Genomic DNA, 24,332 nt, shown 5'->3' on the forward strand with positions numbered 1-24,332 from the left:
GGTTCCGACTCGGATCGATTCAGTACGGAGAGATGTAGATGCGCATCGACGGCACCACCGCCCTGGTCACGGGCGGGGCGTCGGGCCTGGGCCTGGCCACCGCCGAACTGCTCGTAGCGAAGGGCGCCTCGGTCGTGCTCTTCGACCTGCCCTCGTCAGCCGGCAAGGAGGTGGCCGAACGGCTGGGCGAGCGGGCCGTGTTCGTGGCCGGTGACGTCACCCGCGAGGACGAGGTCCGGGCGGCGGTGGACGCGGCGGACGCGAACGGGACGCTGGCGATCACGGTGAACTGCGCGGGTGTCGCAAACGCGGCGCGCACGGTGGGGCGCAAGGGCGTCTTTCCGCTGGACGTGTTCACGCGCGTGGTCAACATCAACCTGATCGGCACGTTCAACGTGTTGCGGCTGGCCGCGGAGCGGATGGTCGGGCACGAGCCGGTGGACGGGGAACGCGGCGTGATCGTGAACACCGCCTCCGTGGCGGCGTTCGACGGGCAGATCGGGCAGGCGGCGTACAGCGCGTCCAAGGGCGGGATCGCGGCGATGACGCTGCCGGTCGCGCGGGACCTGGCCGGGATGGCGGTGCGGGTGATGACGATCGCGCCCGGGTTGTTCGAGACGCCGCTGCTGGGGTCGTTGCCGGAGGCCGCGCGTGCCTCGCTGGGAGCGCAGGTTCCTCATCCGAGTCGGTTGGGGCGGCCGGCGGAGTATGCGGCGTTGGTGGCGCACATCGTGGAGAACCAGATGCTCAACGGTGAGGTGATTCGGCTCGACGGCGCGATCAGGATGGCGCCGAAGTAGGCCTCATTCGCCGGCCGGGCTCGGCCTCAAACGCCGGCCGGGCTGTTCGCCTCAAACGCCGGCCGGGCTGAGGTTTGGTTCAGCCGCCGTGGGGTTACCCCTCGGCCGGGTTGTGGCCCACCGTTGCCAGGGAGATTTTTACGTAGCGCATGGCGATTTGTCGCGGGGTCAACGGGCCTGTGGGGCGGTACCAGTTGGCTACCGCCTGGCAGCAGGTCAGGACTGCTCGGCCGGCGTCCACCGGGTATGGGGTGGTGAACTCGCCCAGTTTCACGCCGTCTCGGACGGCATCGTGCATCAGGGCTTCGAGTTCGTCGCGCATGGCCACGTAGCGGGCCCGGTTCTCCGGTTCCAGGCTGCGCATTTCGGTGTCCAGGAAAGCCAGCGGGGCGCGGTTGGCCATGTACAGGACGATGCATTCGACCAGTGCGGCGAAGCGCGCGGTGGGGGTGTCGTCGGCTTCGGCGAGGGCGCCTCGGCAGCGGCCCAGGGCGGCGTTCATCGAGCCGATGAGGAGTTCGACCAGGAGCGCCTGCTTGTTCTGGTAGTGGTAGTAGAGGGCCGGGACGGTTACGCCTACGCGTCGGGCGATGTCGCGGACCGTCGTGCCGTGGTAGCCGTGCTCGTCGAACGCGGCGAGGGACGCGGCCAGGATCGGCGGCAGCAGCAGCGGTTCGTAGTCGCGCCAGTCGGTGTGACCGTCGACGCGCAGATCCGCCGCGAGTGGCTCCGCCATAGGATCCGGCTCCTGATTCCGCGGATGGGTATGTGTCGGCATCCGAATTGTAACGATCGTTCGTTCGGGATCCGACGGCCGCGGCCGACCCGAGCACGGTGGTCGGGTCGGCCGCTGCGCTCAGCCGCCGATCTCCTGGAGGGTCTTGACCAGTTCGGCGAAGCCGATGCCCACCTCGTCGAGTACCCGCAGCAGGGCCGGCGGCGGGTCGCCGATCTGGCGGTTGAGCGGGCCCACCCGGCCCGGGACGCTCGCCAGGTCGCCGCCGCGGAAGCGGGACTCGGGGTCGGCCGGCGGACGTATCTGGTAGCTGCGCCAGTTCCGGGCCGGCCAGTTCAGCAGCGTCAGGTCCGGCGCGTGCCAGGCCATGAACGCCCAGCGGCGCTCGTTCCCGGCCTGGATCAGCACCGGCTCGCCGTACTGGGCGAGGCGGGTCGCGGCCACCGCCGCGATCGGGACCGGGTTGCCGAACGAGCCGGTGATCCGCCAGATCCCGTCCTCGATCCCGGCCACCCAGCCGTGCGCGGCGAACTCCTCGATCGCGTCGGCGTAGGGGCTGTCCTCGGCGAGCGAGGCGACGGCGGTGGGGGTGGGGGAGGGGATCGGGTCGGGGACGTACAGCGGCGGCGGGGGTGGTGTGGGTGCGGGGGCCGCAGTGGGCCTAGGGGCAGGCTTCGGCGTCGTGACCGGCGTGGGTGCCGGGCGGGGTGCGGCGGCGGGCGGTACGGCTGCTGGCGTCGCGGGCGCGGGTGTCGGGGCAGCCGTCGTCCGCCGGTCGCTGCGTCTGGACGCCGCCGCCGGGCTGTACGCGAAGGCCGCCGTCGAGTGCACCACCGTGCCGTCGGCCCGCGTGACGCTTGCTCGGACCGCCGGGCCCTGGCCGGCCGCCGGTGGGAAGGTCGCGTTCGTCGTACCGCTCGGGATCGTGCCCAACTCCCGCCACGAGCCCGGTGATCCGTCGCCCGAGGTGCTCACCGTGACCGGTTCGCGCTCGGGGCCGGCCAGGACCACGTGCAGGCCCGTGCCGTCCGCCCGGGCGCCGAGCAGCACGAGTTCGGCGCCGGCCGCCACACCGCGCAGCGCGTCCAGCCCGGCGGGCGTGGTGGTCCGGCCCTCGGCGAGCAACTGGACCGGGCCGCCGGCCGTGCGGACCGCGAGGTCGAGCGCGCCGCCCGCACTCGCGAAGCCGGCCGGGGTCAGCTCGGCGCCGCCGGTCAGCGCGTACCAGTGTTCGCCGATCCGCCACTGGGCGAACCGGCCGTGTACCAGCCGCTGTTCGGGCAGCACCAGCACCTCGGCCGGGCGACCGCCGAGCACCGAGCGCAGGAGCGCGCTGTCGTAGCCGGCCCAGTTCTCGTGCAGGCCGAGCCGTACCCGTGCCGGGGACAGGTGCGCGATCAGGGCGCGGAGCGTCTCGCCGGTCGGGTCCACGGTCGGTGCGTACAGGTGCAACTCGTCCACCGGACCGGCCGGTACCTGGGCCAGCAGCGGGCGGTCCAGGTTGTCGAGCAGTCGGGCCTCGGGCCCCGGGGTCTCCTCGGCCATGATGTGCCGCTCGGTCAGCAGCCCGGCGATCTCGCGCAGGTACTCGCCGGCCCACGGCGCCATCGCCACCGCCGCCAGGTCCGGCAGCTTGTCCAGCCAGTCCGCGACGTCGGCGAGCAGGGCGTTGGACGTGTCGTCCTCGGTCTCGACCACGGTCCACAGCCGGTCCGCGTCCTCCCACCCGGGCAGCGCGGGGTTGCCGCCGCCGATCGCGATCCGACACGCGTGCTCCCCGAGCAACACGACCAGCTTGGCGCGCAGGCCGTTCGGACACACGGTGGGCGCGTAGAGGTAGTCCCGGCCGGCGCCGCGCACCTCGCTCGGGTCGTGCGCCTCCTGTGCGGCGTCCCCGAGGATCGCCACGCGGGCGGAGAGGTCGCGGGCCAGGGGTACGGCCACCCGCTCCAGGAAGGGCAGGTCGACGGCCGGGGCCAGGAACAGGGCCTCGTGCAGGGCGGCCCCGTCGGTGCGCTCGTGCCATTCGTTCAGGAGCGTGACGGGGGATACGGATCGGGTGTGTTGCGACGCGGTCATATGTCGATGTCCAAGGTCGTTCGTCCCGAGGGGGTGGCGTGCGGGTGCGGCTCGCGGATGCGGTCGGTGGAGCCTTCGACACGGTTCCGATGGTAGGCCCGGTTGCGCGGTGGACGAGGCGGATCGAGGAGCGGACCGGCGTGGGCCCGGGCGTGGGTCGGCGTGCGGGCCGCGCGGGTCATCCGAAACCACCTTCCTCGTCGCGAGGATCATCGCAGGAGCCGGCCCCGGCGCCGGCAAAGGCCCCACGTGGTGGGCCCCATCCGGCGGCGACGGGCCTTCGGCTCGTTGTCGCCGACTCGGCTCTCTGAGATATTAGGCCCACCGGTCGAGCATGGTCCCGCCCAGGTCGGGGTCGATGCGCGGGTCGCGCGTCGGGCCGAGCGGTCGCCGGGCCGACTTGCCGGTCTGCGCCGGTTCCCCGGGCCGAACCGCGCACCATCGGAGCCGGGGCAGAATCCGGACATGACGCCGAGCCCGACAGCGCGCCCGAAGAGCCGGACCGTCCTTGCCCGGGAACTGATCCGAGGGCGCATCCTGCGCCTGGAGATGCCGCCGGGCACGGTCTTCAACGAGGGCGATCTGGCCGCCGCGCTGGACCTGGGCAAGACGCCGGTGCGCGAGGCGCTGAATCTGCTCACCCACGAGAGCCTGGTCGCGGTCGCGCCGCACTCGGGCTACCTGGTCATGCCGGTGACCCTGCGCGACATCCGCGAGGTGGTCGAACTGCGGCTGTCCGTCGAGCCGTTGCCGGCCCGCCTGGCCGCGCTGGGGTGGCGGGGTGCGGCGGACGCGCGCGGGTTGGACGCGGCGGCGGCCGCGTGGTGGCGCGCGGTGGGCGAGCCGGGGGCGGGGGTGCCGCCGGCGGCGATCGTGCGGCTCGGGTGGGGTGCGGTGCTCGCCGAGCGGGCGGGCAATTCGCGGGCGGCCGAGGTGGAGGAGTACGTACTGCGCCACCAACTGCGGCACCTGCGCCTGGCCGCCGCGCTCGGCCGCCCGTGTCGGCCGGTCGCCGACCCCGGGGCGTTGCCGGCCGCGCTGGCGGCGGCCGACCCCGAGGCCGCGGCGACCGCCGTCGAGGCCGACATCCGGGCCCTGGGCGCGGCGCTGTCGGCGGCCCTGACGCCGGCGGCCCGCGCGTACCTGGGCCGGCCGGACACCGCCGGCCGGCCCGCCGATCTCCCGATCGAGAACGAACTGCTGGACCTGGACCTGGGCCGCCTGCACCCCCGGCCGGGCAACGGCCGCCCCGGCGGCGCGGCGCTCGCCCTCGGGGCGATGGGCCGGTGAGCTCGACGTCCCGCCCGGGCCGGGCCGTCAGCCCCCGGCCGGGTGGCCGGTCAGGTTCACGTCCAGGAGGGCCTCGTGGGACAGGAGGATGTCGAGTACCCGGTCGCGGCACCCGGTGAGGCGGGTGTGTGCCGCGTGGCCGGCCGCCTGCGGGTCGTGCGCGGCAAGGGCGTCGAGTAAAGGGGTGTCGTCGCCGGCGATCGTGCGCAGGTGCGGCCCGTCCGGGGCGACGCACAGGCGCAGCAGGCGGTGGTGGGCGTGCAGCGTGCCGCCGAGGGCCCGGCGCAGGTGTCGATTGCCGGCCAGGTCGGCGATGACCAGATGTAGTCGGGTGTACCGGTCCAGCCACGCGTCGGGGCCGGCCACCGGGACCGGGATGCGCACCCACGCGCCCTCGCGGGCCAGCACCGGGCCGACCCGGTCCGCCCGCCGGGCCACCGCCGCCGAGGCATCCCGGGCCAGTACCCGGTGCAGATCGAACAGTTCGCGGGCGGAGCGCAGGGTGACCCGGGAGACGCGGTAGCCGCTGCGCGGGATCACCTCGACGAAGCCGTCCTCGGCGAGCAGCGCGAGTGCCTCGTGTACCGGCGTCTTGCTCATGCCCAACTCCTCGGCCACCGCCTTCTCGGTGAACCGGGCGCCCGGGGTCAGCTCCAGGTGCAACACTCGGCGGCGGATCTCCCGGTACGCCGAACCGGTCATCGATCCCGGCCGCCCCTCGCCGCCGGTGCGGTAGCCGGGTGGACTCGCCTGCGCCATGACTCTCCTCGATGCCGCGTCGCCGTGCCGGGTATCGCGAACGGGCGGGCCCTTGCGGTGCATCCGCCGGTCAGTAGAAGTGCCGCAGGTCCGGCCACAGCCGGGACCACGGCTTCGAGGTGCCCGCGCACAGTTCGACGACCGCGTGCTGTTCCTCGTTGTCCACGCCCTTGCCGTTGTCAACCCGGGTGACCAGGTGACAGTCGACGAAGCCCTGGAAGCGCGCGGTGACTTCGCCCTCGCGGACCACCACGATCGGGCCGTTCGCGCGATCCGGCGGCGGGCCCCAGTCGGCGAAGGACATGTGCCCCGAGTAGGGCTTGGGCAGCCCGCGCGGCCGGCCGTACCGGTCCAGTGCGCCCGCCTCGCCGTAGTTGCCCGCGAACAGCACGGCCCGGGCCCGCTGTTCGGGCGGGATCCGGGCCCAGGCCACCGCCGCCGCGTCGGCCAGTTCCGGCCAGCCGATCTGCTCGCCCTGTTCGGGATTGATGTCGATCACCGCGTTCACCGAGCCGGCCGGCAGCAGCGGCAACGCCAGCAGCGCGCTGATCAGCGTGGCCACCACGAGCGTCGAACCCATTTGCACCCGCCGGGCGGGCCGACTCGCGATCGTCTGCACGATCGGCTCGCAGCCCGCCGCCACCAGCACAAGCAGCAGCGGCAACGCGTAGTACGGCTTGCCGCCGGAGGCGATTACCAGCACGCACAACACCGCGTATCCCGGCACTATCGAGCGCGCCCAGGCCAGCTCGGGCGAGCGCCACAGGCGCCGCCCGCCGGCCACCCAGATGGGTACGAACAGTGGTGACAGGTAGGCGATTTGCAGCGGGACGAACATGATCCGGTTGGTCGTGCCGTCGTCCGTGCTGATCCCGCCGGCGACGGTGAACTGCGGCCAGCCGTGGGTGGCCTGCCACAGCAGCCCGGGCGCGCTCAGCAGTGCCGCGATCGCGACCCCGGCGTAGAGCCGGCCGCCGCGCAGGAGGTCCCGGGGGCCGACCGCGAGCAGGCCGACGAGCAGCGCGACGACGAGATAGCCGACCAGGTACTTGTTGAGCATCGCGCCGCCGACCGCCGCGCCCACCGCGAGCCACCAGCGGTCGTCGCCGGTGCGCAACAGGCGCAGCAGGGCCCACGCGACCAGCAACCAGGCGACGATGTCCAGCGTCGCGGTGGACCACAGGTGGCCCACGCCGAGCACGATCCCGGAGCCGGCCGCGCAGGCCGCCGCGAGCACCTGACCGGCCCGCCCGGTACCGAACTCGCGTGCTATGGCTGCGACGACAAGCACGGTCGCGGCGCACGCGAGGGCGGCGAATATCCGCAAGTCCTGCGGCTGGTCCCCGAACAGCTCACCGGAGGCGCGGGCCAGTAACGGGGTGAGCGGCGGCTGATCGACGTAGCCCCAGGCGAGATGGCGGCCGGCCACCACGAAGTACAACTCGTCGCGATGGAAGCCGTAGCGCGAGGACAGCGCCGCCTGCACGGTGAAGACCGCGATCATGATCAGCGCGATCGGCCCTTTGGCCAGGGGCGGCAGGGCGCGCGGCGGCGGTGCGGGCAGCATCGGTTCGGTCGATGTGCCTTTGTCCACACGGCTCATTACGTCATGGTGCCGGATCGACGGGCGGTACGGGAGAGACTCGCGCGCGATACGGACAACAAGTCGGATTGGCGCATCACGACCCCGTGCGCCGACGCGGCGCACCGCGAGATGTCCGGTTGCCGACACGATGGCCGAAATCGGCCCACCGGATGCTCGGTTGGGCGCCGGTGCTGGATGCGGCCCGGCGGGTGGATCGGGCCGCCGACAGCCGGTTGCGCGGGCGGGTTGTGCTGCTATCGTCGCTCCCGACCGTCCGGACGGTCCGGGCGGATGGGATGGGCTGATCCCGAGCGGGGACAGGGGGCGCGCGGATGCGCGATCGACTACTGGACGCGGTGGAGCGGATTCTGGTGCGCGACGGCGTCGAGGCGGTTCGCCTCGACGCGGTGGCCAAGGAGGCCGGCGTCAGCAAGGGCGGCCTGCTGCACCACTTCCCGAGCAAGCAGGACCTGGTGCGCGGCGTGGTCGAGCGGCTCGCCGACCGCTTCGAGGCGGTGCTGCCCGAACCGGACGCCCCGCCCGGCGCGTTCGCCCTCGCCTGGCTGGACGCGAGCATCCCGCCACAGTCGCCGACCGGGGACCGCAGCGGCATCGACCAGGTCCCGCTCGCGCTGCTCGCCGCGGCCGGCGGCCCGGACGTACTGGGCGCCCTGCGCGAACGCTACGCGCGCTGGCAGCAGCGGCTGGCCGCGGACGGCCTGGACCCGGCGGTCGCCGACCTGGTCCGGATGGCCGTGGACGGCTGGTGGGCGGCCCGGCTGCTCGACCTGGGCGTCCCACACGACACCGCGCACACCACGCTGCGCGCGCTGCTGGTCGAGTTGGTCCGCACCCACGGCGGCGCGACATGATCGCGGCCGTCCTGGTCGGCGGCGCGATCGTCGCCGAGGTCACCGCGACCCTCGCGCTGCGCGCCTCGAACGGGCTGACCAGGATCGCCCCGAGCGTGGCCGTCGCGGTCGGCTACCTGCTCGCCTTCGTGCTGCTCGCCCAAGCCCTCAAGACGCTCGATGTCGGTCCGGTGTACGCGATCTGGTCCGGCCTGGGCACCGTCGGCGCGCTGGTCGGCGGCGCCCTGCTGTACGACGAACCGGTCCGTCCGGCCACCCTGTTCGGCATGACCCTGGTCGTGGTCGGGGTGGCCGTGCTCTACCTGTGCGGAGGAATCACCCATGACTAGCGTGTCCACCCATACGCGCGGCGCCGACCTGATGTGCTTCACCCGGATCTCGATGACCGTCGCCGACGTGGGTTTCCTGGTCTACTGGGCGGTCACGCTGTTCGCGCTGATCCCGGCCGAATACGCATACAAGGACTACGACGATCCGGTGATGAGCGACTGGAACTACTCGTTCGTCCTGCTCGACCTTGCCGCGAGTGTGACCGGACTGGCCGCATTGCGGCTGCGCCGGCGGGCGGGGAACGGCGAGCCGCTGATGTTGATCTCACTCGTGCTGACCGCCACCGCCGGGTTGCAGGCGATCGTGTTCTGGGCGCTGCGCGGCGACTTCGCCGTCGAGTGGTGGCTGCCGAACCTGTTCCTGCTGCTGTTCCCGCTGCCCGCGATCACCCTCCTGGTCCGCCGGATCGGCGAGCCACGGCGGTAACGTCGTCACGTTCCGCCGCACATTCGGCCGTACATTCGCGAACCCGCCTCGCCGAGGAGACCACGACGTGTCCAAGACCCCCGAGATCGGCGCCCCGGCACCGGACTTCACCCTCGAAGCGGTACGGCTGACCGACGGCGAGGCGGTTCGCACACCACTCACCCTGTCGGCGCAGCGCGGCCGACCGGTCGTGCTCGCCTTCTACCCCGGCGACGACACGGCCGTCTGTACCAGGCAACTGTGCTCGTACTCCGCCGGGTTCGAACAGTTCACCGATCTCGACGCGGTGGTCTGGGGGATCAGCCCGCAAGACCTGGACAGCCACGAGAAGTTCGCCCGCAAGCACAACCTGCGGATGCCGCTGCTCGCCGACCCCGACCACAAGGTGGTCGAGTCCTACGGCATCGGCCTGGGCAGCAGCGCGCTGCGTCGATCGATCTTCATCGTCGACGCGGAGGGTGTCCTGCGCTGGAAGCATGTGGCCCTGGTCGGGCTGACCTACCGGGGTGTCGACACGCTTACCGCGCAGCTCGAACTGCTGCGCGGCTGAGCAGCGGGATTCAGAAGTCCAGCGGTTGCACGAACGTCGGGGCGCCGTCGGCCGGGCCGCCGCTGATCAGGCCGACGCCGGTGTGACCGATGTGCACCGGGCCGCCGGAGTCGCCGGCCGCGCCGGACTGGGTGCTTCGGGCCAGGCCGGTGACCGGGCCGTCGCCGTAGTTGACGGTCACGTCGGTGGCGTCGATGATGCCGCACCGGGTGCCGCTGCTGGCACCCGTACCGCAGACCCGGTCGTTCAGGTGGAGGCGACCGAAGGCGGTGATCGTGGTGGTGGCCCGGCCGTCGACGATGTCGGGGGCCAGGGTCAGGCCGTCGGCGGGCGCGATGGTCGCCCAGTCGGCGCCCGGGTAGCGGGCCTGGTCGACGGTGCCGACGAGGGCGCCGGTGCCGTCGTACCAGGTGGACGCGTCGTGCGCGCAATGGCCCGCGGTGCCTACCGTGTTGGGCCGGTAGCCGTTGAAGCCGGCGGTGCAGACGTAGACCATGCCGGTGCGCCCGCTGTACAGCTTGCTGCCGCCGTGGAAGCGGCGCGCTCGCGAGCCGGGCGCGGCGGCGGGTGCCCGGGCCACCCTCGGTTCGATCGCCGTGTCGAGTTCGACGATTTGGACCAGCGCGGGCAACAGGCGGGCGGTGTTCAGGAATGCCGTGGTGATCGGGTCGCCGGCGCCGCGCAGCGTGGCCAGGGTGAGCGTGCAGCGTTCGTGATCGATGTACCAGTATTGGCCGTGCCCGGCCCGGCCGTTCCGGGCGAGCCCATCCAAGCGGCCTTGCAGGGTGCGCAGTTGGTCCAACCGGTCGAGCAGGCAGGCGCCGCCGCCGGAACGGGCGGCGGGCGGGCCGGCGGTGGCCGGGGCGCCGGCCGTGGTCAGTACGAGAACGGCCGCTGCGGCCATCGACAACATCGAACGCGTCACGGTGGTCCGCTTCATACCAGGCACCGTACGGACCGCGACCGGGCGCAGGCTCGTCAACCGCGGCCGGATCACCCGAACGGGCGGCCGGGATCGCCCGGTCGGCAACCTCGGTGGGCCTCGCGGCCTCGGCGAACCCGCCGGCCTCGGCCGACTCGGCGCCGGTGCGGACCACCTTGCGTGAAGTGGGGAAGGTAAGGCTAACCTAAGGCGAAGCCGTGGGGGTCGTGCCGTGCCCGGCCCCCGTCCGTTCTCGTGCCCGGAGCCCCACATGCCCAGTTCTCATCACTCGCTCGCGACCGCCCGGCGGCGCGCGGTTCGGCTGCTCGCCGTGGCGGGGGCGGCCGGCCTGCTGCTCACCGGGTGCGGATCCGACTCCGACTCGAAGTCCGCCGACAAGCCCGCCGCGCCGGGGACCTCGGCGACCGGCGGCGACGCGGGCGGCGGTACGCGCACGATCAAGGACGCGGTCGGCACCGCGATCCAGGTACCGGCCAACCCCAAGCGGGTCGTGGTGCTCACCCAGGAGGACCTGGACGCGGTGCTCGCGCTCGGCGTCAAGCCGGTCGGCATCACCAACGGCCAGGGCCTGGACAAGCCGCCCGCCTACCTCGCCGACAAGGTCAAGGGCATAGAGGTGGTCGGCAACCTGCTCCAGCCGGTGATGGACAAGGTGATCGCGGCCAAGCCGGACCTGATCCTGGCCGGCGACATGCAGGACGAGCAGGTGCTCAAGCAACTGCGCAAGATCACCCCGGCGACGCTGGTCACGATGGCGCCCACCGACGACTGGAAGTTGTCCTTCCGGGGCATCGGCAACGCGGTCAACAAGCTGGACCAGGCCAACAAGGTGATCACCGACTACGAGGCCAAGGCCAAGAAGACCGGCGCGGACCTGACCGTGAACAAGGGTGCGGCGGTGAGCATCGTGCGCTGGAATCCGAACGGGCCGAGCTGGATGGAGAAGCGCCAGTTCGCGAGTGGTGTCGCGCTCGACATGGGGCTGACCCGGCCCAAGTCGCAGGACAAGGACGGCAACGCGCACGCTCCCGCGCTGAGCCTGGAGAAGATCTCCGAGATCGACGGCGACTGGCTGTTCCTGGGCACGCTCACCTCGGACGGGGCGAGCGCGCTGAAGGAGGTCCAGGACAAGCCGGCCTTCAAGGAGTTGACCGCGGTGCAGAAGAAGCACGTGGTCACGGTGGACGGTTCGGTGTGGTCCACGCGCGGCGGGCCGCTGGCCGCCGACGTGGTGCTCGGCGACCTGAACAAGGCACTGTCCGCCACCTCCTGACCCGGCGTCATCGGTGCGGCGGGCCCGGCCTCGGCAGCCGGGTCCGCCGCGCGGCCGACCCGGTTCCCCTTCGCACAGAGAGCGACTGCGATGCACACTCCGATCCTGCACGCGCTGACCGAGGCGGTCGCCGCCGGTCGGCCGGACGCCGGCGCCGAGTTCTGGGCCCGGGTCGAGTCGGTGGGCGCACCGCTGGTCGAGCCGGATCCGGCCGATCCCGGGCAGTGCCTGGTCACCTTCGTCTGGCGGGACGATCCGGCCGCGCCCGCCGCCGATGTGCTCACCCTGCTGCACACGTTCACCGACCGGGATCGGCACGCGGGCGATCTGACGCCGCATCTGATGCGCCGGGTGCCCGGGACGGACGTGTGGGCGATCACCCACCGATTGCCCGTCGAACTGCGCGCGTCGTACCAGTTCTTCGTCGGTACCGGGCCGCGCGAGCAGACGTTGCGCACCGATCGGGTCGGGTGGCTGGGCGTGTTGGACGCGGCGGTGCCCGATCCGTACAACCACGCGCCCACGTTGGCCGCCCGCGACGGGCGCAACCCGGCCTCGGTGCTGGCCCTGCCCGCCGCGCCCGCCCAACCGTGGGTGCGGCGCCGGCCGGGAATACCGCGCGGGGCGCGTGTGGACACCACGGTGGACGGTCGGCGGGTGAGCGTGCTGCTGCCGCCGGGCGGGGGACAACAGCCGTACCGGGTCGCCGTGTTGCTCGACGGCGAGGTGTGGGGGTCGGTGCTCGCGGTCGGCGACACGCTGGACAACCTGCATGCCGAGGGCCGGATACCGCCCACCGTCGCACTGCTCGTGGACACGATGGGCCGGGATCGGCGGATGGCCGACCTCACCTGTAGCGAGCCGTTCGTGGACTGGCTCGCCGATGTGCTGCTGCCCTGGGCCGGCGGCCGGCACGGCGCGAGCGGGGATCCCGCGCATACCGTGATCGCCGGGCAGAGCGCGGGCGGGCTGACCGCCGCGTTCGCCGCCCTGCATCGGCCGGACCGGTTCGGCAACGTGTTGTCCCAGTCGGGCTCGTTCTGGTGGCCCGACCCGGACGAGGGCAACGACGGCCCGGAGTGGCTGACCCGGCGATTCGCCGCCGTCGACGCGCTGCCGATCCGCCTGCACCTCGAGGTCGGTCTGCTGGAATGGATGCTGGTCGCGGAGAATCGGCGGCTGCGCGACGTGCTGCTCGCGCGCGGCTACCCGCTCACCTATACCGAGTTCGCCGGCGGCCACGACTACGCCTGTTGGCGCGGCGGGCTCGCCGGCGGACTCGTCGAGCTGCTCTCAGCCGGGCATTGACGCGCCGGCGGGGCTGGGCAGTTCGGCCTCCGGGCCCGCCTCGTCGTCGAACGGCGGTGCGGCCGGTGCCTCGCGCGGCAGACGCAGCGCGCACAGCGCGCCCAGGGCGACCAGCACGGCGGTGACCCAGATCGCCGCGCGGTACGGCCCGGGTGCGCTCGTGTCGTGCCCGCTCGACCCGCCGCCCGCCTCGATCACCGCGGCGCCCGCGGCGATCCCGAGCGAACCGCCCAGTGTGCGCACGATCGTGAACAGGGCCATGGCGTGGCCCAGTTCGGGCGGCCCGATGTCACCGAACCCGGCGATCTGCACGGTCAACACGGCGGTGCCCAGGATCAGCCCGACACAGAACATCAACACCCGTACCGCCCAGGCGTGTTCGGCCACCCCCGGCAGCGCCAGTGCGGCGAACACCAGCGCGGCCAGAAGCAGCGCGGGTGCGGTCAGCAGCCGTGGGCCGAGCCGGGGCAACAGTCGGTCCACCACCTGCGAGGCGAACATCAGCCCGATCGCCTCCGGGAAGACACCGAGACCCGCGTCCAACGCCGAGGCGCCGAGCGCCGCCTGATACAGCAGCGGGAAGACGAACAACACGCCCATCAGCCCGGCCGAGGTGAGCAGGGCGAGCGCGCCGGCCGCGCCGAAGGTGCGGTCGGCCAGCAGCCGCAACCGCAACAGCGGCTCCGGGACCCGAAGTTGATGCACGATCGCGGCGACAAGGAGGCCGAGCCCGAGTAGTCCGCTGATCGCGATGGGCGGCGAGCTCCAGCCCTGGGACGGCCCGAAGCCGAGTGCGTAGGTGAGCAACCCCAGGGTCGGCGTGGTGAGCAGGAAGCCGGCCCGGTCGAACGGCCCGACCGCGCCCGCCCGATGCTCACGCAGCCCGAACACGCCGAGCAGCACGGCGGCCGTCCCGATCGGCACATTGACCAGGAACAACCAATGCCAGGACAGGTGTTCGGTCAGGAAGCCGCCCAGCGGCGGACCGAGTGCGGGCATCAGCGCGGTCGGCACGATCAGCCACTTGGCCAACCGCATCCGCTCATGTGGGGCGAATGCGGTGAACAGGATGGTCATCCCGACCGGCGTCAACAGTCCGCCCGCCAGGCCCTGGACCACCCGGGCCAGGACCAGCGAGACCAGGTCCCGGGACAGACCGCACGCGGCGGAAGCGACGGTGAAGACGGCGAGTGAGCCCAGGAAGATCCGCTTGGTGCCGAACCGGTCGCTCAGCCGACCCGCCACCGGCAGGGCGGCGACCAGCGCGACCAGGAAGGCGATCTCCACCGTGTTGGCGGCGACCGCCGGTTGGTCGAAGTCGTCCGCGATGGTCAGCAGGGCCGGGTTGACGATCGTCGAGTCCAGGCCGTTCATGCACATCGCGGCGGTGTAGACGAGCACCACGATCAGCGTGGAACCGGCCCGGCCGGCGGTTGCCGGGGGAGCGGCGGCAGGGGCCGATGCCTCCCCGGTCATCGGGCGGCCGGGCTGAGGTCGGTCCAGTGCACGGTGATCCAGTCCAGCGCGTCCGGGCGCGCGCACGGCCCGTGTGCGAGCGACCAGCCGGCCGGTACGGCGGCGAACTCGGGCCACAGGGAGTGTTGCCCGAGACCGTTCACCAGGACCAGGAACGAGCCGTCCGCGTCGTCGAAGGGGTTGGTCGGGCTCTCGCGGTCGCGATTACTCATGGGAGTCGGTCTCCAGCTCGATGAGGCGGTCCACGACCACACGCGCGATCTGCGCGATCGGGCCGGGCAGGGTCATGTCCTTGTGCGAACAGGCCACGTTCGTCGTGTCGATCCGGCCGGACACGTACGGCGCCCAGGTGTCGGGCGTGAGGGTCTCGTCGATGGTGTCCACGGTGGCCCGGAAGAACAGCACATCGCCGCGGAAGACCCGATGGTCGAAGGCGCGGACCAGGTGATTGGTGTTGAGATAGATGTCGTTGAGCGCCTCGACGGCGGTCGGGTCCAGACCGGCCAGCGGACTGCCCTCGCGGCGCAACACCGCGATCACCTCGTCGAGTTCGAGCGGCGCGCCGGCCAGACTCTCCGGCCCGTAGCCGCCCATCGTCAGGAGCGCATCGAGGGCTTCGCCGTGGTCCGGCACGGGCAGTTCGCGAAAACCCTCGGCCGGATAGGCGTCCAGTATCGCCAGCAACTCGACATCCTGGCCCAGCTCCTGGAGTCGGGTGGCCATCGCGTGCGCGATGATCCCGCCGGTGGACCAGCCGAGCAGGCGGTACGGACCGTCCGGCCGCACCTCGCGCAACCGGTCCACATAGTGCGCGGCCAACTCCTCCAGCGTGCCGGGCAGCGGCTCGCCGGCGGTGGCCGGGCCGACGCCCTGCGCCTGGAGGCCGAACAGCGGTACCCCCGTGGGCAGATGCCGGATCAGACCCGCATAGCACCAGGACAGGCCGCCGGCGGGATGTACGCAGAACACCGGCGTCCGCGCGCCCGCCGCCCGCAGCGGGAGCAATACGTCCAGCGCATCGCCGCCGTGGTCGGCCGCGCTCAGCGCGGCGTGCAGACCGGCGGCGGTGGGTGCCTGGAAGATGGTGCCGATCCCGACGTCCACGCCGAGGGCGGCCTTGATCCGGCCGGCCAGGCGGACCGCGAGCAGCGAATGGCCGCCGAGGGCGAAGAAGTCGTCGTCCACGCCGACTCGGGGCACGCCGAGGACATCGGCGATCAGTGCGCACAGTTGTTGCTCGCGCGGCCCGCTCGGCACCCGGCCCGGGGTCGCGGCGGCGGTGGGCTCGGGGCGCGGCAACACCTTGCGGTCCAGCTTGCCGTTCGCGGTCAGCGGCAGCCGGTCGAGCACCACCACGGCCGACGGCACCATGTGCACCGGCAGGGTCTCGGCGGTGTGGGTACGCAGCGCGACCGGGTCGGTGTCGGGGGCGGCCACCGCGTAGCCGACGAGCCGTTGATCGCCGGGGGTGTCCTCGCGCAGCACCACGGCCGCGTCCGCGACCGCCGGATGGGCGGCCAACACCGCCTCGATTTCGCCGAGTTCGACCCGGAAGCCGCGGATCTTGACCTGCTGGTCGGCGCGGCCGAGGTAGTCGAGGGTGCCGTCGGCGCGGCGCCGGGCCAGGTCGCCGGAACGATACATCCGCGATCCCTGTTCGCCGAACCGGGCCGCGTGTGGGTCGGCGACGAACCGCTCGGCGGTCAGCGCGGGTCGACCCAGGTAGCCGCGGGCCAGGCCCTCGCCCGCGACGTACATCTCGCCGATCACCCCCGGCGGGGCCGGTTCGAGCCGGTGGTCCAGCACGTAGACACGCAGATCGGGGATGTTCACCCCGATCGTGCTCGCCGCGCCGGCGGCGGCCGATTCGCGGTCCAGCGCATGATGGGTGACATGCACGGTGGTCTCGGTGATCCCGTACATGTTCACCAGGCGCGGTGCGTCGTCGGCGTGCCGCTCGTACCAGTCGGCCAGCCGCGCCGGTTCCAGCGCCTCGCCGCCGAACACCACGTAGCGCAACGCGAGTTCGCGTCCGGGACGATCCCGGTCGGCGGCCACCAGTTGATGGAACGCGGACGGCGTCTGGTTGAGCACGGTGACCCGTTCCCGGGCGAGCAGGTCGAGGAACTCGGCCGGGTCGCGGCTGACCAGGTGCGGCACCACGACGAGCCGACCGCCGAACAGCAGTGCGCCCCACAACTCCCAGACCGAGAAGTCGAACGCGTAGGAGTGGAACAACGTCCAGACGTCGTCCGGGCCGAAGCCGAACCAGTGGTCCGTGGCGGTGAACAGCCGGGCCACGTTGTGGTGGGTGACCGGCACACCCTTGGGTCGGCCGGTGGACCCGGAGGTGTAGATCACATAGGCCGGATCATTGGCCCGCAGCGGGCGCTTGCGCTGATCCTGGCCCAGGTCCGAACTCGGGTGGGCGTCCGCGTCCTTGCCGTCCACAAAGATCCGCGGCAGGTCGTGTGCGGGCAGTCGGCGGGCCGTCGCCGAGTCGGTGAGCAGCGCGGCGGGTGCCGCGTCGTCGAGCATGTAGGCGAGCCGATCGGCCGGGTAGTCCGGGTCCAGCGGCAGATAGGCGGCGCCGGCCTTGGCGACCGCGAGGAGTGCGACGACCAGTTCGGGGGAGCGCGGCAGGGCGAGTGCGACGATGTCGCCGGGACCGATGTCGCGCGTCACCAGGAGGCGGGCCAGGCGGTTGGCCCGGGCGGAGAGTTCGGCGTAGCTGAGCGAAAGACCCGCGCAACTGACCGCGATCCGCGCGGGATGCGCGCGGGCGGCCCGCTCGTAGCGGGCCACCAGGGTGGTCGAGGGGGTCGCGGTCGCGGTCGGCCCGGCGTTCCATTCCACCAACGCGCGGTGTCGCTCGGCCTCGTCGAGCAGCGGCAGTCGGTCGATCGGGGTGTCCGGGTCGGCCACGGCGGCGGTGAGCAGCGCGGCGAGCCGGCGGGCCAGGCCCAGCGCGCCGGCCCGGTCGAACAGGTCGGTACGGAACTCCAGGAAACCGCCGATGCCCCGGCCCGGTTGCTCGCCCACGTTGAGGGTCAGGTCGAACTTGGCGGTTCCGGACGGCACCGCGACCATCCGGGCGGTCAGCGGGCCGAGTGCGAACTCCGTGTCGGGCAGCGACTGCCACGCGATCAGCACCTGGAACAGCGGGTGTCGGGCGAGCGAGCGTGGCGGGTTCGCCTCCTCCACGACCCGGTCGAACGGGACGTCCGCGTGGTCGTAGGCGGCGAGTGTCGCGGTGCGTACCCGGTCGAGCAGCGTGCGAAAGCTCGGGGAGCCGGACGTGTCGGCGCGCAACACCAGGGTGTTGACGAAGAAGCCGACCAGATCGGCCGTGGCGTCGTCGTCGCGGCCCGCGACGGGTGTGCCCAGCGGGATGTCCGTACCGCACCCGTGCCGGGCGAGCAGCGCGGCGAGTCCGGCCTGCACGGCGGTGAACACGGACGTCCCGCTCGCGCGGGCGAGTTCGGCGAGCCGGGCATGGGCCGTCGCGTCGAGGTGGAACGGCACGGTGTCGCCCGCCGTCGAGGCGACCCGGGGGCGGGGACGGTCGGTGGGGAGGGCGAGTTCGTCCGGCAGGCCGGCGAGGGTGTGCTTCCAGAAGTCGAGTTGGCGGGCGGCCCGGGGCGTGGGTTGCTCCGGCTCGCCCAACAGCCTTTCCTGCCAGGCGACATGGTCGGTGTAGCGGATCGGGAGCGGGGTGAACCGGGGATCGCGCCCGGCGCAGCGCGCGCTGTAGGCGGTGGCCAGGTCGCGGGCGAGCGGGGTGGTGGAGGCACCGTCGCCGGCTATGTGGTGGAGCAGCAGGACCAGCGTGTGGTTGTCCTCGCCGGCGGTGAACAGCGTGCCGCGCAGCGGCGGTTCGACGGCGAGGTCGAAGCGGTGCCGGACGACGTCGGTGAGCGTCGCGTCGGCGGGCGCCGAGTGCAGCTCGGGTCGGGCCTGATCGATCGTCAGGATGTGCTGGTACGGCTCGTCGTCGAGCACCGGGTAGACCGTGCGCAGCGTCTCGTGGCGCTCGACCAGGTCGGTGAGCGCGAGTTCGAGCGCGGTTCGGTCGATCGGGCCGGTCAGGGTCAGGACGAGTGGGATGTTGTAGGTGGGGCTGGGGCCTTCGAGCCGGTACATGAACCACAGGCGGCGCTGGGCGGAGGACAGCGGCAGCCGGTCGGTGGTGCGCGGCATCGGGGTGAGCGCGGGGCGGGGTTCGTGCTGCGGCTCGTGTTGCGGTCGGCCCTGGACCAGTTCGGCCAGAGCCGCCGGGGTCGGGCGGCGGAAGACGTCGGCCAGCCCGATCGGCGCCTCGAAGCTCTCCCGGGCCCGGGCAGCAAGTCGGGCGGCCAGCAGCGAGTGGCCGCCCAGGTCGAAGAAGTCGGCGTCTCGGGAAGGCTGTTCCGGCAGTCCCAGCACGGCCGCGAACAGATCGCACATCATCTCCTCGGGCAACCCACGCGGGCCCTCGTGTAGCCCGGGCGCCCGCGGCGTGGGATCCGGCAGCGCACGGTGGTCGATCTTGTCGTTGGCGGTGCGCGGGAGCGCGGGCAGGACGAGGATCGCGGCCGGGACGAGGTGCTCGGGGAGTTGCCCGGCCAGATGGGCGCGCAACGTTTCGGGACTCGGGGTGCGGCCCTCGACCGGGACGGCGTAGCCGAGCAGCCGTTTGCCGTGGGTGCCGTCGCGGGCGATCACCGCGGCCTGGGCCACCTCGGGGTGTGCGGCCAACACCGCCTGGATCTCCCCGGGTTCGATCCGGAAGCCGCGGATCTTGACCTGCTCGTCGGCCCGCCCGAGCAGTTCGAGCGTGCCGTCGGCGCGGCGGCGGGCCAGGTCGCCGGTGCGGTACATCCGCCCGCCCGGATCCCCGTGGGTGGCGCCGAACGGGTCGGCGACGAAGCGCTCGGCGGTCAGCTCGGGCCGACCCGGGTAGCCCCGGGCCAGGCAGGCGCCGGCCACGTGCAATTCGCCGGTGACGCCGACCGGGGTGGGGCGCAGCGAGGAGTCCAGAACGTAGGCGCGCGAGCCGCGGACCGGGCGGCCGGTACCGTCCGGGCCCCAGAAGTAGGCGTCCACGGTGGTCTCGGTGGGCCCGTACAGATTGAGCGGCCGGCTGCCCGGGGTCGCGGCCAGTCGCTGCCACAGCGCGGCCGGGACGCTTTCGCCGCCGACGACCAGGATCGCCGGGTGGTGCCGATCGGGCGCCAACAGGCCCTCGGCGAGCAGGGCTTCGGCGTAGGTGGGGGTGACGTCCAGGTAGTCGAGGCGGTGTTCGTGCACGTAGCCGACCAGGGCGCTCGAGTCGCGGTAGGTCGCGTCGTCGAGCAGGTGCAGTTCGTGACCGTGGGTCAGCCACAGGATCGGGTCCCAGGACGCGTCGAACGCGAACGACGCGCTGTGCCCGATCCGCAGCCGGTCGCGGCCGGTGCGCTCGACGGCGGGCGTGATGTGGTCGGTGCCGTGGCTCGCGTGCAGATTGGCGAGCGAGGCGTGGGTGACCGCGACGCCCTTGGGCCGCCCGGTCGAGCCGGAGGTGTGGATCACGTAGGCGGCCTGCTCCGGGCGCGGCGCGCGCGGCGCCCGGTCCGGGTGCGTGGCGAGTCGGGCGCGGGTGCTCGGAGCGTCCAGGACCACGGCGCGCAGCCCGTGCGGCGGCAGGCCGGCGAGGGCTTCGGCGGTGCCGATCAGGCAGCCGGGGCGGGTGTCGGTCAGGACGTCGGTGATCCGCCGGGCCGGGTGGCCGAGATCGAGGAACTGGCAGACGCCGCCCGCCTTGAGTACGGCGAGCAGGGCGACGGCGGTGTCCGCGCTGCGGGGCAGCGCGATCGCGACCGGGACTTCGGCGGTGACGCCGACCGCGATCAGTTCGTGGGCGAGCCGGTTGGCGGCGGATTCGACCTCGGCGAAGGTACGGGTGTCGATGCCGGCGCGGACGGCGATGGCGGCGGGGGTGTCGGTGGCCTGTCGGGTGAACAGCTCGGGGAGGGTTTGGCTGATCGGCGGTTCGGTGCGGCCCGCGGTGGCCTGGTGGATCTCGGCCGGGGTGAGCAGGTCGATCCGGGCGATGGGTCGGTCCGGCGCCTCGTGCAGGAGGGTGGCGAGCGCGTCCAGGTAGCGCAGCAGGCCCAGTTCGTGGGCGGCGAGATCGGCCGCGCGGTAGCGGGCGGGATGGGCGTCGAGCTCGATCCGCAGACCGCCGGCGGGGGTTGGGGCCACCCCCACGGCCAGGTCGTCGACCGGACCGGCGGCCAGGTTGTGCACCCGGCCGACCGCTTCGCCGAGGTGTAGCTCGCCCTCGAACGCCTTGATGTTGACCATCGGTCCGTAGAGCGGCTGTTCGCGGCCGGCGGCGCCGAGTTCGCGGAGCAGGTCCTCCTGGCGAAAGCGCTGATGGCGGCGGACCGCGCGCAGTTCGAGGACGACCCGGCGAAGCAACGCCGGCGCGGTGTCCCGGGGTTGGACCGGAATGCGGAGCGGCAGGATGTTGACCGTCATCGCCGGGGTGCGCAGCGCGGTGGGACTGCGCCGGTTGAGCAGCGGCAGGCCGAGCACGATCTCCCGGGCGCCGGTGGCCCGGTGCAGATAGCCGGCCGTGGCGGCGATCAGCAACTCGGCCCAGGTGGCGCGAGCGATCTCGGCGGCCTCGGTGAGGTGGGCGGTGTGCGCCGGGGTGAGTTCGCGGCTGCGGCGGAGGATCGGGGGGCGGGGGGCGGGAGTCGGGGTCGTGGCCGGCGGGTTCGATGCGGCCCGCGTGGCCACCGGGTCCTTCCGGTCCGGCGGTATGCGGGACAAGGTCACGGATCGGGGGCGGTCCGCGAGATGTTCCAGCCAGAATGCCCGATCGGTGTCGTACGCTTCGCTCCCTCGGTAGTCGATCTCCTCCGCGACCAGGTCGCGCAGGGTGCCGAAGGGGTTGGGAGTGGGCCGGTCATGGGCGACGAACGTGGTGTACAACTCGGCGACGCGGCGGCCGATCAGGGTCAGTGCGTACGCATCCACCGCGATGTGATGGACGCGCCGATACCACCAGTGCCGGTCGTCGCCGAGGCGGAACAGCGCGTGGGTGACCAGGGGCCCGGTGGCGAGGTCCACGGGCCGGTCGAGGTCGGCCCGCAGCCAGGCTTCGGCCCGGGCCTCCGGATCGGGGGTCGAGCGCAAGTCGAAGCGGTGGATGGGGTGTTCATGGCTTCGGGGGTCCTCGGCGACCGACTGGCTCGGCGTGCCGTCGGCTCCGGTCGTGACCAGCAGACGCAGCGTCTCGGCCTCGGCGCCGACCTGGCGCAGAGCACGCTCGAACAGGTCGGCGTCGAGTGGGCCACGGATCTCGACGCGGTCGGCGGTGTTGTACTCCGGGTCGTCGGGGGTCAGCGCCTGCGCGTAGTGGATCCCGGCCTGCGCGGCCAGCAGCGGCAGTCGGGCGGGGACGCTGTTCGGGGCTGCGGTTGTGGCTGTGGCCGTGGCCGTGGCCGTTGGTGTGGCCGCGGTTGCTGCTGCGGTGGGGTTCGGGACGGTGATCTCGGCCTGGTGATGAGGCATGGTGTGCAGACTCCCGAGACGCGACGACGGCAGGCGGCACGTACCGATCCCCGGCACATGCAGAAGTTAGGTAAGCCTAAGCTATCTTCCGGGTGGTCGACAGCGCGGCCCCGGAAGCAGGACATTTCGAAGTGGGGTGGCGGAATATGAGCGTGGCCGACCTGGTGGACCGACCGAGCGCGGATGCCGACCGGGCCGGAATCCGTGCTCGGGTACTGGCAAACCGGGACGAACTGCTCGCGCTGAGCCGCCGGATCCACGCCCACCCGGAGTTGGCGTTCGCCGAACACCGGGCCGCGGGATGGTGTGCGGAGCTGTTGCGCGCGCACGGCTACACGGTGACCGCGCCGGCATACGGCCTGGACACGGCGTTCGTCGCGAGCATCGGTTCGGGCCCGGTGACGGTCGCGATCGTGTGCGAGTACGACGCACTGCCGGGGCTCGGCCACGCCTGCGGACACAACCTGATCGCGGCGGCCGGGGTCGGTGCGGCCCTGGCGCTCGGTCCGGTGGCGGATCGGCTCGGGTTGACCGTACGGGTGGTGGGCACCCCGGCCGAGGAGCGTGGTGCGGGCAAGGCGCTGCTCCTGGACGCGGGTGCGTTCGACGGGGTGGACGCGGCGATGATGGTGCATCCGTGTCCGTTCGAGGTGGCCGAGTTCCGGTCCTTCGCGCTCGGCACACTGTCCGTGGAATACCTCGGGACGGCGGCGCACCCGAGCCTGAATCCGCACGAAGGCCGCAGCGCCGCCGACGCTTTGACGGTGGCTCAGGTCGCCCTGGGCTTGCTGGGACGGCAGTTGCCGGTGGACTGGCGGGTGCATGGCATCACCACGGCGGCGGGGACGTCGCCGAACGCGGTCCCGGAGCGGGCCACCGCCGAGTACGAACTGCGCACCACCGACGCGGCCGACCTGGCCGAACTGCGTACGCGCGTCGAGGCCTGTTTCCGGGCCGGCGCGCTGGCGATCGGCTGCGAGGTGCGGCTGAGCCGACCCGAGCCGGACTACCTCGACTTCCGCACCGACCCGACCCTGATCGCCCTGTGGCGGGCCAACGCCCGGGAGTTGGGCCGCCCGACACCGGTCGAGCGACCCCCGTTCGCCTGTACGGACATGGGCAACGTGTCGCACGTGATCCCGACGATCCACCCGGTCCTCGACATCACGGCGGGCGCGAGCGGCCCACATGAGCCGGCCTTCGCCGAGGCGGCGATCTCCCCGGCGGCCGAACAGGCCCTGCTCGACGGCGCGATCGCGATGGCGTGGACGGCGGCGGACTACACGATCCTGCGCGGGGGCACGGGCACGGGCACGGGGCCGGGTGGGGCGGCTTGCTAGCTCCACCGACCGCGGGTTCCAGACGCTCGTTGGCGGGTCCATCTCCCCGGTGGTCCCTCCCTTCGGGGCAGCCGTCGACCGATCGATGGGCGATCGCGTCCATCGCGTCGTCCATCGTGTAGATCACGTAGATCACGTAGATCACGTCGAGAGGCAACGCACGGCTGGGGCACGGAGGTTGCGTGTGCGCGGCGATCGTGCCGCGTGATGAGCGCGGTGCGCGGTGCGTGTGATAAGCGTGGTGCGCCGCGCGCGACCGGGTCGAGATGTACGTATGCGGGACCCGGCGTCCTGGCGACCGGACGCCCGGTGTCACCCGGTGCCCGCCGGTGGGCGGGCGGGTGGCGTGACCGAGACGTCCGTCGCCACGATCGTACTGGAACCGGCCGCCGAGGAAAGGCCTTCGCTGGCCGATCCGACACCCGATCGGCAACTCACCGACCCACCGGCCGGGTTCACGTGTCCTACCGGCAAACCGGCCCCGACGCCACGGCGATCTCGTCGCAAACGCGGTCGTTCGGGGCCGGTTCGGGTGGTGTGGCTGCTCCGGAGGTTTCCGCTACTCGGCGTCCGTCGTGGTCCGCGAACTGGTTGCCTGGTCGTTGTCCTTGAGCGCGCCCCAGCCGTGCCAGCGGTCGATCCGAACCCACGCACTGACCCGACCCCGGTCCCGCAGCGGGTATTCCTTGCCGGTGTAGTGCCGGGCCACCCGGTCGATGTCGACCAGGTCCTTGTCCTCACGGATCTCGTCGACATGGCCGACCAGGCTCAGATGTGTGTACCAGTTCCCCTCATCGAGCACGGTGAGCGAGACCCGAGGATCGTTACGGATGTAGTCGAGCCTTTTCCGCCCCACATCCATGTTGAGCAGTACACGACCGTCGTCCCACAGATACCAGGTCGCCGTGGAAACGGGCTGCCCATCGGGCCGGAGCGTAGTCACGACCGCGGGATTGGCCTGCCCCAACATCACGACCGCCTGTTCGGGCAGCGGTGGCTTCGACACGAATCCTCCTCATC

The 24,332-nt window shown here is 72.5% G+C and carries 18 protein-coding genes; 9 read left to right on the forward strand and 9 right to left on the reverse strand.

From position 1 onward, the window contains the following. Positions 1 to 38: 38 nt before the first annotated feature. A complete protein-coding gene (locus tag ABIA38_RS37120) occupies positions 39 to 800 on the forward strand; it encodes a 3-hydroxyacyl-CoA dehydrogenase (protein WP_424643378.1) in 762 nt (253 codons plus the stop codon). Positions 801 to 894: 94 nt separating this feature from the next. Here ABIA38_RS37120 and ABIA38_RS37125 read toward each other — a convergent pair whose 3' ends face one another. Beyond that, a complete protein-coding gene (locus ABIA38_RS37125) occupies positions 895 to 1,536 on the reverse strand; it encodes a TetR/AcrR family transcriptional regulator (RefSeq protein WP_424643379.1) in 642 nt (213 codons plus the stop codon). 120 nt (positions 1,537 to 1,656) lie between these two features. Beyond that, positions 1,657 to 3,615 carry a hypothetical protein gene (locus ABIA38_RS37130; protein ID WP_424643380.1) on the reverse strand — a complete coding sequence of 653 codons (1,959 nt, stop codon included), beginning with the start codon at positions 3,613 to 3,615 and terminating at the stop codon, positions 1,657 to 1,659. Positions 3,616 to 4,080: 465 nt separating this feature from the next. Between ABIA38_RS37130 and ABIA38_RS37135 the strand changes: the two genes are divergently transcribed. Continuing rightward, complete coding sequence (locus tag ABIA38_RS37135; RefSeq protein ID WP_424643381.1) at positions 4,081 to 4,905, forward strand: GntR family transcriptional regulator; 825 nt, start codon at positions 4,081 to 4,083, stop codon at positions 4,903 to 4,905. 27 nt (positions 4,906 to 4,932) lie between these two features. Here the strand turns inward: ABIA38_RS37135 and ABIA38_RS37140 are convergent, their stop codons facing one another. Both ABIA38_RS37140 and ABIA38_RS37145 read right to left on the reverse strand, forming a co-directional pair. Then, a complete protein-coding gene (locus ABIA38_RS37140) occupies positions 4,933 to 5,664 on the reverse strand; it encodes a GntR family transcriptional regulator (protein ID WP_424643382.1) in 732 nt (243 codons plus the stop codon). 70 nt (positions 5,665 to 5,734) lie between these two features. After that, on the reverse strand, positions 5,735 to 7,267 hold the full coding sequence (locus ABIA38_RS37145; RefSeq protein ID WP_424643383.1) for an ArnT family glycosyltransferase: 1,533 nt from the start codon (positions 7,265 to 7,267) through the stop codon (positions 5,735 to 5,737). A gap of 314 nt (positions 7,268 to 7,581) precedes the next feature. Between ABIA38_RS37145 and ABIA38_RS37150 the strand changes: the two genes are divergently transcribed. The 4 genes from ABIA38_RS37150 to ABIA38_RS37165 all read left to right on the forward strand — a co-directional run bounded on the left by ABIA38_RS37150 (position 7,582) and on the right by ABIA38_RS37165 (position 9,427). Next, positions 7,582 to 8,121, forward strand: a complete 540-nt coding sequence (locus ABIA38_RS37150; protein WP_424643384.1) for a TetR/AcrR family transcriptional regulator — start codon at positions 7,582 to 7,584, stop codon at positions 8,119 to 8,121. Continuing rightward, positions 8,118 to 8,450, forward strand: coding sequence for a DMT family transporter (locus ABIA38_RS37155; protein ID WP_424643385.1), 333 nt, complete (start codon positions 8,118 to 8,120; stop codon positions 8,448 to 8,450). The genes ABIA38_RS37150 and ABIA38_RS37155 overlap by 4 nt, the downstream gene beginning before the upstream one ends. Continuing rightward, the gene (locus ABIA38_RS37160) at positions 8,443 to 8,877 is read left to right on the forward strand and encodes a DUF5360 family protein (RefSeq protein WP_424643386.1); all 435 of its coding nucleotides are present in this window, start codon (positions 8,443 to 8,445) and stop codon (positions 8,875 to 8,877) included. The genes ABIA38_RS37155 and ABIA38_RS37160 overlap by 8 nt, the downstream gene beginning before the upstream one ends. Positions 8,878 to 8,944: 67 nt before the next feature. Continuing rightward, on the forward strand, positions 8,945 to 9,427 hold the full coding sequence (locus tag ABIA38_RS37165; RefSeq protein WP_424643387.1) for a peroxiredoxin: 483 nt from the start codon (positions 8,945 to 8,947) through the stop codon (positions 9,425 to 9,427). A 10-nt stretch (positions 9,428 to 9,437) separates the two neighbouring features. Here ABIA38_RS37165 and ABIA38_RS37170 read toward each other — a convergent pair whose 3' ends face one another. Beyond that, complete coding sequence (locus ABIA38_RS37170; protein WP_424643388.1) at positions 9,438 to 10,367, reverse strand: S1 family peptidase; 930 nt, start codon at positions 10,365 to 10,367, stop codon at positions 9,438 to 9,440. Between the two features lie 253 nt (positions 10,368 to 10,620). On the opposite strand from ABIA38_RS37170, the gene ABIA38_RS37175 reads away from it, so the two are divergent. Together ABIA38_RS37175 and fes are read left to right on the forward strand one after the other, a co-directional pair. Next, positions 10,621 to 11,643 (forward strand): ABC transporter substrate-binding protein, encoded by a 1,023-nt coding sequence (locus ABIA38_RS37175; RefSeq protein ID WP_424643389.1) that lies wholly within the window; start codon positions 10,621 to 10,623, stop codon positions 11,641 to 11,643. A 90-nt stretch (positions 11,644 to 11,733) separates the two neighbouring features. Then, entirely contained in the window at positions 11,734 to 12,951 is a 1,218-nt protein-coding gene (fes, locus tag ABIA38_RS37180; protein WP_424643390.1) for an enterochelin esterase, read from the forward strand. On the opposite strand, the gene ABIA38_RS37185 is transcribed toward fes, so the two are convergent. The 3 genes from ABIA38_RS37185 to ABIA38_RS37195 are packed head-to-tail and all read right to left on the reverse strand — an operon-like array spanning position 12,937 to position 21,972. Next, positions 12,937 to 14,427 (reverse strand): DHA2 family efflux MFS transporter permease subunit, encoded by a 1,491-nt coding sequence (locus ABIA38_RS37185; RefSeq protein WP_424643391.1) that lies wholly within the window; start codon positions 14,425 to 14,427, stop codon positions 12,937 to 12,939. The two genes, fes and ABIA38_RS37185, sit on opposite strands and share 15 nt — an antisense overlap. After that, on the reverse strand, positions 14,424 to 14,639 hold the full coding sequence (locus ABIA38_RS37190; RefSeq protein WP_424643392.1) for an MbtH family protein: 216 nt from the start codon (positions 14,637 to 14,639) through the stop codon (positions 14,424 to 14,426). Before ABIA38_RS37190 ends, ABIA38_RS37185 begins: the two co-directional genes overlap by 4 nt. Further along, positions 14,632 to 21,972, reverse strand: coding sequence for an amino acid adenylation domain-containing protein (locus ABIA38_RS37195; RefSeq protein WP_424643393.1), 7,341 nt, complete (start codon positions 21,970 to 21,972; stop codon positions 14,632 to 14,634). The genes ABIA38_RS37190 and ABIA38_RS37195 overlap by 8 nt, the downstream gene beginning before the upstream one ends. A gap of 146 nt (positions 21,973 to 22,118) precedes the next feature. Here ABIA38_RS37195 and ABIA38_RS37200 point away from each other — a divergent pair, with 146 nt between their 5' ends. Continuing rightward, positions 22,119 to 23,312 carry a M20 family metallopeptidase gene (locus ABIA38_RS37200; protein ID WP_424643394.1) on the forward strand — a complete coding sequence of 398 codons (1,194 nt, stop codon included), beginning with the start codon at positions 22,119 to 22,121 and terminating at the stop codon, positions 23,310 to 23,312. 559 nt (positions 23,313 to 23,871) lie between these two features. Here the strand turns inward: ABIA38_RS37200 and ABIA38_RS37205 are convergent. Continuing rightward, entirely contained in the window at positions 23,872 to 24,318 is a 447-nt protein-coding gene (locus ABIA38_RS37205) for a PPOX class F420-dependent oxidoreductase (protein WP_424643395.1), read from the reverse strand. Positions 24,319 to 24,332 lie beyond the last annotated feature (14 nt).

Origin of the sequence: Embleya sp. AB8 (assembly GCF_049739465.1) — a bacterium.
Lineage (GTDB): Bacteria > Actinomycetota > Actinomycetes > Streptomycetales > Streptomycetaceae > Embleya.

Excerpts from the sequence above, each read along its gene's own strand:
- ABIA38_RS37120 (WP_424643378.1), top strand. The coding sequence starts at position 39 with ATGCGCATCGACGGCACCACCGCCCTGGTCACGGGCGGGGCGTCGGGC.
- ABIA38_RS37125 (WP_424643379.1), bottom strand. The coding sequence starts at position 1,536 with ATGGCGGAGCCACTCGCGGCGGATCTGCGCGTCGACGGTCACACCGAC.
- ABIA38_RS37130 (WP_424643380.1), bottom strand. The coding sequence starts at position 3,615 with ATGACCGCGTCGCAACACACCCGATCCGTATCCCCCGTCACGCTCCTG.
- ABIA38_RS37135 (WP_424643381.1), top strand. The coding sequence starts at position 4,081 with ATGACGCCGAGCCCGACAGCGCGCCCGAAGAGCCGGACCGTCCTTGCC.
- ABIA38_RS37140 (WP_424643382.1), bottom strand. The coding sequence starts at position 5,664 with ATGGCGCAGGCGAGTCCACCCGGCTACCGCACCGGCGGCGAGGGGCGG.
- ABIA38_RS37145 (WP_424643383.1), bottom strand. The coding sequence starts at position 7,267 with ATGAGCCGTGTGGACAAAGGCACATCGACCGAACCGATGCTGCCCGCA.
- ABIA38_RS37150 (WP_424643384.1), top strand. The coding sequence starts at position 7,582 with ATGCGCGATCGACTACTGGACGCGGTGGAGCGGATTCTGGTGCGCGAC.
- ABIA38_RS37155 (WP_424643385.1), top strand. The coding sequence starts at position 8,118 with ATGATCGCGGCCGTCCTGGTCGGCGGCGCGATCGTCGCCGAGGTCACC.
- ABIA38_RS37160 (WP_424643386.1), top strand. The coding sequence starts at position 8,443 with ATGACTAGCGTGTCCACCCATACGCGCGGCGCCGACCTGATGTGCTTC.
- ABIA38_RS37170 (WP_424643388.1), bottom strand. The coding sequence starts at position 10,367 with ATGAAGCGGACCACCGTGACGCGTTCGATGTTGTCGATGGCCGCAGCG.
- ABIA38_RS37175 (WP_424643389.1), top strand. The coding sequence starts at position 10,621 with ATGCCCAGTTCTCATCACTCGCTCGCGACCGCCCGGCGGCGCGCGGTT.
- fes (WP_424643390.1), top strand. The coding sequence starts at position 11,734 with ATGCACACTCCGATCCTGCACGCGCTGACCGAGGCGGTCGCCGCCGGT.
- ABIA38_RS37185 (WP_424643391.1), bottom strand. The coding sequence starts at position 14,427 with ATGACCGGGGAGGCATCGGCCCCTGCCGCCGCTCCCCCGGCAACCGCC.
- ABIA38_RS37190 (WP_424643392.1), bottom strand. The coding sequence starts at position 14,639 with ATGAGTAATCGCGACCGCGAGAGCCCGACCAACCCCTTCGACGACGCG.
- ABIA38_RS37195 (WP_424643393.1), bottom strand. The coding sequence starts at position 21,972 with ATGCCTCATCACCAGGCCGAGATCACCGTCCCGAACCCCACCGCAGCA.
- ABIA38_RS37200 (WP_424643394.1), top strand. The coding sequence starts at position 22,119 with ATGAGCGTGGCCGACCTGGTGGACCGACCGAGCGCGGATGCCGACCGG.